Below are 7,349 nucleotides of genomic sequence, written 5' to 3'. Positions count from 1 at the left end.
GTCGATAGGCCGACGCTGGAGAGCCGGCTCGCGCGCGGGCGGGCGTTCGTCGCGGCGCGCCGGACCGAGCTCGACCGGCTCCGGCTCGCGGCGGAGCGCGCCGCGGCGGCGCTCGAGGAGCGGCGAAGGCAGCGTGACGCCCACGCGGCGGCCGGGCGCCCGGAGGGCGATCCGGACGCGGCGTCGCGGCGGCGCGACGAGGCGGTCGCCGACGAGAAGGCGGCCGCGGACGAGCTCGCGGAGGCGCAGCTCGGGCTGCGCCAGGACGACGAGGCGCGGCAGAAGATGGCCGGCCTCGCCGACGAGCTCGCCCGACAGCGCGCCGTCACGGAGCGCTCGGGCCGGCTCGGCCAGGTGATCGGGTCGGCCGACGGGAAGAAGCTCCGCGTCTTCGCCCAGGGGCTCGCGCTCCAGGCCCTCATCGACGCCGCGAACGCGCACCTGCGCGAGCTCGCCCGCCGCTACCGGCTCATGCGCGTCCCGGGCGCGGACCTCGAGCTGCAGGTCGTCGATCAGGATCTCGGCGACGAGGTCCGCACCGTGAACGGCCTCTCCGGCGGCGAGCTGTTCCTCGTCTCGCTCGCCCTCGCCCTGGGGCTCGCCTCGCTCTCCGCGCGGGCCACCCTGGCGCGGACGCTCTTCATCGACGAGGGGTTCGGCACGCTCGACCGCGACACCCTCGAGCACGCGATGGCGGCGCTCGACGGGCTCCGGGCCGCCGGGCGGACCATCGGCGTCATCTCGCACGTCCCGGAGCTGCACGAGCGGATCGGGGTGCGGGTCACCGTCGAGCGGGTCTCCTCCGGCCGGAGCCGGGTTGTTTTGCCGCAGCCGTGACCGCGCGGCACTGCGCCGCATCACGCCGGCTTCGACCTGACCGAGAGTAGTTTTTCGGCCCCCAGGGGTGCGGCAGATCTACCGTCCCGCCGCGAGCCGCTCGGCGAGGACGAGCGCATCCACCGGCCAGCAGGACGGCGGGCGCGGGCGCCTCACCGCCGGCGCGCCCGCCCTCGGCCAGCAGGAGAGCACCGCGTCCTTCCAGCGCGAGGGCACGGCTCCGGCCCCGTGCACCGCGCCGAGGAGGGCCCCGGCGATGGCGGCGTTCGTGTCGGTGTCGCCTCCCGCGCCCACCGTCTCGACCAGGGCCTCCTCGAGCGACGCCGCCCGGCGGAGCCGGAGGAACGCGTTCTGGAGCGCGACCACCACGTGACCCGGGTGCGTGGTGAAGTCCGGGGGCGCGCCCGCACGGGCCGACGCGAGCGCGGCGCGGACGGGCGCCGCCGCCCCGAGCTCCCCGGCGACGCGCTCGGCCTCGCCGGCGACCTCGAGCGCCGGCGCGCCGGTCCGGATCGCGAAGGCGATCGCCGCGGCGAGGACCGCGCTCGCGTCCTGGCAGACGGGGCTCGGGTGCGTGAGCCTCGCGTCGGCGCGGGCCCACCGGGGGATCGCGGCGGCGCCCGCGCCAGGCGCCGCGCCCGCGCCCAGGATCCCGAGGGGCGAGACGCGCATGAGCGCGCCGTTCGCCTCGCTCTCCCGCGACGCCGCCGCCCGCGCCGCCGCGGCGACCTCCGCTCCGCCCGCGCCGGCCTCGAGCACGCGCGCCGCCGGCGCCAGGGCGGTGCGCGTGGTGTTCCCGAGGTCGAACGGGTCGGTGCGGTACCAGCCGGCGTACGCGACCGCGATCCGGGCCGCGTCGAACCCGCCCGCCGCGACGAGCGCGCGCGCCAGCGCGAGCGCCAGCTCCGAGTCGTCGGTCGGCTGGCCGGCGAGCGTGCCCCGCGGCCCGCCTCCCGCGAGCTCGCGCACGCCGCCCGGGTTGCGGGCCGCGATCTCGCGCGGGCCCTCCCCCTCGACCACGCTCCCGAGGGCGTCGCCCGCGAGCTGGCCGAGGAGGGCGCCCTGCGCGCGCCGGAGGAGGGCGTCATCCCGGATCCCCCCGCCCGGGACCGGGCGCGCGAGGGGGACCGGCTCCGCCGGCCCGGAGTCGGCGGCGCTCCAGTCGGTCGCGGCGAGCGCGGCCGCGACCGCCGGCGCGCCCCCGAAGCAGCAGCGGACACCGCCCGCGCCGTCGCGCCCGTAGCGGACCTCGCGCCCGTCCTCGTCGAGGAGGACGCCGCCCGCCCCACGGACGAGGGCGTGGCCGGCGGCGATGTCGAGCGGGCGCGGCCGGTGCAGCGAGACGGCACCGCGCGCGGCGCCGACGGCGACGAGCGCGAGCCGGTACGCGACGCTGGGCATGGGCCGGAACGCCGCCGGCCAGCAGGCGCGCGCGTTCGCGGCGACGCGCCGGACCGCGCCCGTCGAGACGAGCACCACCTCGCCGCGCGCGAGCGGCCCGGCGGCGAGCGAGGGCGCGGGGGCGCCGTTCCGGGTGACCGGCCCCTCGCCCTCCGCCCAGCACACGAGGTCCTCGCCCCCCTCGGGCGCGGTGTGGGCGAGGACCACCCCGAGCACCGGGATCCCGCCGCGGAGGAGGCCGATGGAGACCGTCGCCCCGCGGAGACCGCGCTGGAAGTCGGAGGTCCCGTCGTTCGGATCCACGAGCCAGACGTGGGAGGCGGCATCCCGCGGCCTGCGGTCGGCCTCCGGCCGCTCCTCGCCCACCACGCCGAACTCCGGGAACGCCGCGTCGAGGATCTCGCGGATGAGGTCCTCGGCCTCCTCGTCGGCCGGGCAGTGACCCGGCTCGCCGCGGGGCCCGCCCGGCCGGAAGAACTCGGCGCGCAGGAGCTCCGCGGCCGCGCGGGCGGCGCTCCGGGCGACCTCGAGGGCGCGGGCGAGGGCGGGCACCCCGGGACTGTAGCTGCGGGACGGGGCCGCCGCCGCCCGACGTGCGGGCGCGATCGGACGGCGGCTACGCGGCCGCCACCCCTATCGCGAAGGTCGTCCGCACCTCGCCCGGGCCCGCCACCTCGGACCACCCCCTCGCGCTCGAAGGCCCGCGCCTTCTCGAGCGACGGCCCCGGGACGAACGGCGTTGCTCACCGGGCCTGGGGTTCATCGAGCTCCCGGATCATCGAGAGGAGCATCTTGAACCGCGCGCGCGCCTTCACCGCGTGCGGCACGCCCGCGGGCATCCGCACCAGCTCGCCCGCCCGGGCGACCACCGGCGCGCCGCCGATGGTCAGCTCCACCTCGCCGTCGAGGACCTGGACGAAGGCGTCGAACGGCGAGGTGTGCTCCGAGAGCTCCTCGCCCGCGTCGAACGCGAACAGCGTGAGCGATCCGCCCGACGACTTCGAGATCGTCCGGCTCACCACGGACCCCGGCGCGTACTGGACCTCATCCTGGAGCCGCACCGCACGCGCCGGCGGCACCGCCCCCGCCGGGTCCACCACCTTCAGGCCTGCGTCCTTCGACATGTCCTCGCTCGCTTTCCGCCCCGGCGGGCGATCGATCGCGGCCGGGAGCTCATGTGTCGTCTTCCCAGGGACGGACTTAAGCAAGGACCCGGCCACGCGACGGTTCGCCGTGGCTCAGCGGTTTCAGCGGCGCGCGTCGGGACGGGCACCGAAATGGAGGTGGAGCGCGCACCGCGCCCTCGGTGGGAACGAGGCGGACTGGCCGCGGCCCTCACGCCGAACGGAGGTCGGGCGAGGGCACGGCCGCCGCCGCGGTGGAGCGCCGCGCGAGCAGCAGCGTCACGTCGTCCACCAGCTCGACGCGGAACGCGGCGAGATCCTCGAAGAGACGCTCGAGGGCCCGATCGAGCGGACCGGCCGCGACCCGGGCGAGCGCCTCGGCCAGGCGGGCCTCGCCGTACATCTCGCCCGAAGCGCTCATCGCCTCGGTGGCGCCGTCCGTGAAGAACAGCGCCACGTCGCCCTCGCCCATCGGGATCGCCTGATCCCCGACGGCGCGCCGGGTGTCCTCGACGACCCCGAGCCAGCAGCCCTCGTTCGAGACGGTCTCGACGGCGCCGGTCTCCGCGCGCCAGACGAGGACGTCCTGGTGCTTGCCGGCGACCACGAGCCGATCGTCCTCGAGCCGCACCACGTTGAGCGTCATGTACCGGCTCGCGCCGAGCCGGGAGATGTTCTCGCGGAGCACCCCGTTCACGCGGTGGAACACCTCCGACGGCGCGAGCGCCGGGTTCTCGCGGACGAGGGTGAGGATGCTCGTCTGCGTCATCATCATGACGAGCCCGGACTCGACGCCGTGGCCCGAGACGTCGCCGATGGCGATCCACCGCCGCCCCTCGCCGGCCTCGAGGATGTCGTAGTAGTCGCCGCCCACCTCGGCGGCGGTCACCATCCGCGCCGCGACGTCGTAGGCGCCCACCCGCCGCCCCTGCGGGAGGAGCGCGGTCTGGATCCGCTCCGCGACCTGCATCTCGCTCCAGAGCGCGTCGCGCGCGGCCCGGAGCTCCGCCCGGGACCGCTCGAGCTGCAGGTTCGCCTCGAGGAGCTCCGTGCGCGCGGCGAACTCCCGGGCGATCAGCTCGAACCGCGCGGACGCGGTGACGATGGCCGCGGTCGCCATCGAGCCGAGGAAGAACAGGTTGTTCACCAGGACGGCGGGGTGGAACGGGCCGCCCCAGATCGCGTTCGAGGCCACGTAGGTCCCGACCGCGAGCAGCGAGTTCGCCACCGCGTACGCGGTGCGCCAGGGGATGAGCAGGTTCGCGGCGACGACGAGGTTCAGGCCGGCGTAGTACGGTGCGTCGAACCCTCCGAGGTCCACGGTCATCCAGGTGATCATCCCGCCGACGATCAGCGTGGACGCGAACCCGTGCAGGAAGGACCAGCGGGACGGGCGGGTGAGCCGGATCACCACGACCTGCGACGCCACGAGCGCCGTGGCGCCGAGCCGGTAGGTCGCGAACCGCTCGATCAACCCGGGCGGCATCGTGAACTCGTCGAGCAGCAGGAACGCCGGCACGAGGACGGCCGCCACGAGCGCGACGATGCCGCACCACCGGTGCACGAGGGCCTGGTGGTACGGCTCGAACCGGCCCGACGGCGCGCCCGGGCGGGAGCGGTCCCGTCGCGCCATCAGGCGGGCTTCTCGACCCGGAGGAACAGCTGGCAGCCGGTCTCGTCGGAGCCGACCGCCAGCGCGGCCGGCTCCAGCCCGGCGGCCAGCGCGCGCAGGGTCTCCTCGGTGCGGTAGACGAGCGGCCAGTCGCCCCAGTACTCCATGTGCAGCCGGGTCGGGGTCCGCGCGTGGAAGTTGCCGACCACGAGGACGCCGCCCGGGGCGAGCAGCTCGTACGCCTTCGCGAGCACCGCCCGCGCGACCGGCTGCGTGAGGTAGTCGAACAGCCCCATGGAGTAGACGAAGTGGTGCTCCCCGAACCGGCCGCGCAGGTCGCGGGTCCGGAGCATGGTCCGGACGGAGTCCTGGTGGCAGCGGACGGCGACCTGCGCGCCGAGCCGTGCCTCGATCCGGCGCACGGCGGCGCGGGCGAGCTCCAGCGCGTGCGGATCCTGGTCGAGCAGCGACACCTCGATCCGCTCCGCGTCGTCCGGCGCGCGGAAGACGTCCTCGAGCTCGCACGCCGGGCCGCAGGCGAGGGAGAGGAACCGGAAGGGACGCCGGCCGAGCGCGGGGAGCCGCTCCCGCACCTCGCGGAGCATCTCCGGTATGAGCCGGCGGCGATTTCGCACCGCCTGGGCCGCCGTCGTCTCGACGCCGTGCTTGTGCATGAGCTGGCCGAACGTGGACGCGCCGACGTACGCGTTCGCGTAGATCATCAGCATGACCTCGGCGTCGCCGGCGTACCCCGACGGCTTCAGGTTGGTGCGCTTCATGAACTCCGACGCGAGCAGGTGCGGCCAGAGGTGGCGGCGCAGGTAGAACCCGTGGCGCTCGTGCTCCTCCCTGGTGTAGGCCCGGACGAGCTCCGCCAGCTCCTGGACCTTGCCGTCGAGGTAGCTCAGGAACCGTCGCCCCTCGGTGGCGAGGAGCGCGTCGCGCGCGGCCTGCGCGACCTCCGGCGGCTCTCCCGCGAGCAGCCGGTCCTCGTCGTCGAAGAGGCGCCGCCACACCGAGAGGTCGTAGGCGGCGTCGGCGACGTGGGCGCGGAACTCCGGCCGGATCCGCTCCTTCTGCGCGAGCACCATCGGGACGCTCTCGAACCAGCTCCGCAGATCGGCGACCCGCCCCTCGTGGACGAGGGCGCGGCAGTCGTGGAGGTTGCCGGTGAACACGAGGTGGCGCGGGCTGCCGGGCAGCCGGGGGAGCAGCCGCGCTGGCCCGAGCCGCACGGGCCCCGAGGCCAGCTCGGCGCGGACGAAGATGCGCTCGGCGTCCTCGCCGGCGTCGAGGAGCCGCTCCGGCTCGACCTGGAGGCGCAGCGAGAGGCGGCTCGCGGCGGCGACCGTGGCGGGGACCTCCTCCCCGCCCATCTCGAGCGTGACGCGGAGGCGCGGCTCGACCTCGACCCGCTCACCGACCGTGGATGGAGACGCGGCCATCGGGGGTCTCGAAGGTGCGCAGGGCACCGAAGGAGAGATCCTGCCATTTGCGGGAGAGGCTGTACTCGAGGACGACCGCGACGCCGGCGCGCCGCGCCTCGCCCAGCGCCTTGACCACCGGCGTGAAGGTGGACGAGTTCATGTACTCGAGCGCCGAGAAGTCGTGGACGAGCCGCGCGCGCGACCCGCGAGCCTGCTCGAGCAGCTCTGCGAGCACCGGGGAGAGGAACCGGCCCGGCTCGCGAGCCGCGCTCTTCCCTCGCCAGACCACGCGGAGCTCGCTCGGACCCTGGGAGATCTCGAGCGTGAGGTCTCCCTCGACGTACCGCCTCGCTTCCTGTGTCACGGTGTTCCCCCCTCCCTCTCGTGGATCGCCGACACGGCCAGGGTGTCCCCGGGGCCGGCGTAGAAATCGAGCGCGCAGCGCCCCTCGTAGGCGATCCGCGCGAGCCCGAGGCCGCTCCGGCCGTCGGCGTACGGCGTGGCCGAGATCTCCTTCAGCCGCTCCACGTACGCCTCGAACGGATCCTGGAACCCGCGGATCCACTCGACGGTCCGCTCGAACGTCCTCAGGTGGGCGTCGTCCACCCCGAGGTGGTTCACGACCTCCACCGTCACCGCGTCGGAATCCACCCGGAGCCGCAGCCGGACCACCTCGCCCGGTCCGGCGGCGCCGTACTTCACCGCGTTCTCGACGAGCTCCTGGGCCACCATCGCGAGCGCGTACGCCTCGTCCCGCTCGAGCCCCGCCCCGGCGAGCGCGGAGCGACAGCGGTCCCCGACCGCCCTCACGGCGGCCCAGTCCGGCGCCAGCGTCAGCTCCAGGACGTCTTCGTCCGCGACCTCGTTCGCGACCAGGCGCACGATCCCCCCCCCCTCGTGTTCCCCAACGGTCCCTTGACGGTGGATTCTAGTACGGTGCGTCGAATC

General features: G+C 75.5%; 7 protein-coding genes. 1 reads left to right on the top strand and 6 read right to left on the bottom strand.

The window, feature by feature from the left end:
* The coding region (locus MNZ27_RS08525; protein ID WP_277957734.1) for an SbcC/MukB-like Walker B domain-containing protein at positions 1-837 on the top strand (837 nt) is incomplete at its 5' end.
* A gap of 78 nt (positions 838-915) precedes the next feature.
* On the opposite strand, the gene MNZ27_RS08520 is transcribed toward MNZ27_RS08525, so the two are convergent.
* The 6 genes from MNZ27_RS08520 to MNZ27_RS08495 form a co-directional block, all read right to left on the bottom strand.
* Entirely contained in the window at positions 916-2,790 is a 1,875-nt protein-coding gene (locus tag MNZ27_RS08520; RefSeq protein ID WP_242393619.1) for an inositol monophosphatase family protein, read from the bottom strand.
* Positions 2,791-2,981: 191 nt separating this feature from the next.
* Positions 2,982-3,362 carry a cupin domain-containing protein gene (locus MNZ27_RS08515; protein WP_242393618.1) on the bottom strand — a complete coding sequence of 127 codons (381 nt, stop codon included), beginning with the start codon at positions 3,360-3,362 and terminating at the stop codon, positions 2,982-2,984.
* 211 nt (positions 3,363-3,573) lie between these two features.
* Complete coding sequence (locus tag MNZ27_RS08510; protein WP_242393617.1) at positions 3,574-4,995, bottom strand: PP2C family protein-serine/threonine phosphatase; 1,422 nt, start codon at positions 4,993-4,995, stop codon at positions 3,574-3,576.
* The gene (locus MNZ27_RS08505; protein WP_242393616.1) at positions 4,995-6,419 is read right to left on the bottom strand and encodes a class I SAM-dependent methyltransferase; all 1,425 of its coding nucleotides are present in this window, start codon (positions 6,417-6,419) and stop codon (positions 4,995-4,997) included. Before MNZ27_RS08505 ends, MNZ27_RS08510 begins: the two co-directional genes overlap by 1 nt.
* The gene (locus MNZ27_RS08500) at positions 6,391-6,765 is read right to left on the bottom strand and encodes a hypothetical protein (protein WP_242393615.1); all 375 of its coding nucleotides are present in this window, start codon (positions 6,763-6,765) and stop codon (positions 6,391-6,393) included. The genes MNZ27_RS08505 and MNZ27_RS08500 overlap by 29 nt, the downstream gene beginning before the upstream one ends.
* A complete protein-coding gene (locus MNZ27_RS08495) occupies positions 6,762-7,283 on the bottom strand; it encodes an ATP-binding protein (protein ID WP_242393614.1) in 522 nt (173 codons plus the stop codon). The genes MNZ27_RS08500 and MNZ27_RS08495 overlap by 4 nt, the downstream gene beginning before the upstream one ends.
* Positions 7,284-7,349 lie beyond the last annotated feature (66 nt).

This window comes from Anaeromyxobacter oryzisoli (assembly GCF_022690765.1).
Taxonomy (GTDB): domain Bacteria; phylum Myxococcota; class Myxococcia; order Myxococcales; family Anaeromyxobacteraceae; genus Anaeromyxobacter; species Anaeromyxobacter oryzisoli.
Note: the sequence above shows the minus strand (reverse complement) of the source record. Positions and strands in the feature narration are given on the sequence as shown.

Bases quoted from the DNA above. Each gene is read 5' to 3' on its own strand.
- MNZ27_RS08510 (WP_242393617.1), bottom strand. From the start codon at position 4,995: ATGGCGCGACGGGACCGCTCCCGCCCGGGCGCGCCGTCGGGCCGGTTC.
- MNZ27_RS08505 (WP_242393616.1), bottom strand. From the start codon at position 6,419: ATGGCCGCGTCTCCATCCACGGTCGGTGAGCGGGTCGAGGTCGAGCCG.
- MNZ27_RS08515 (WP_242393618.1), bottom strand. From the start codon at position 3,362: ATGTCGAAGGACGCAGGCCTGAAGGTGGTGGACCCGGCGGGGGCGGTG.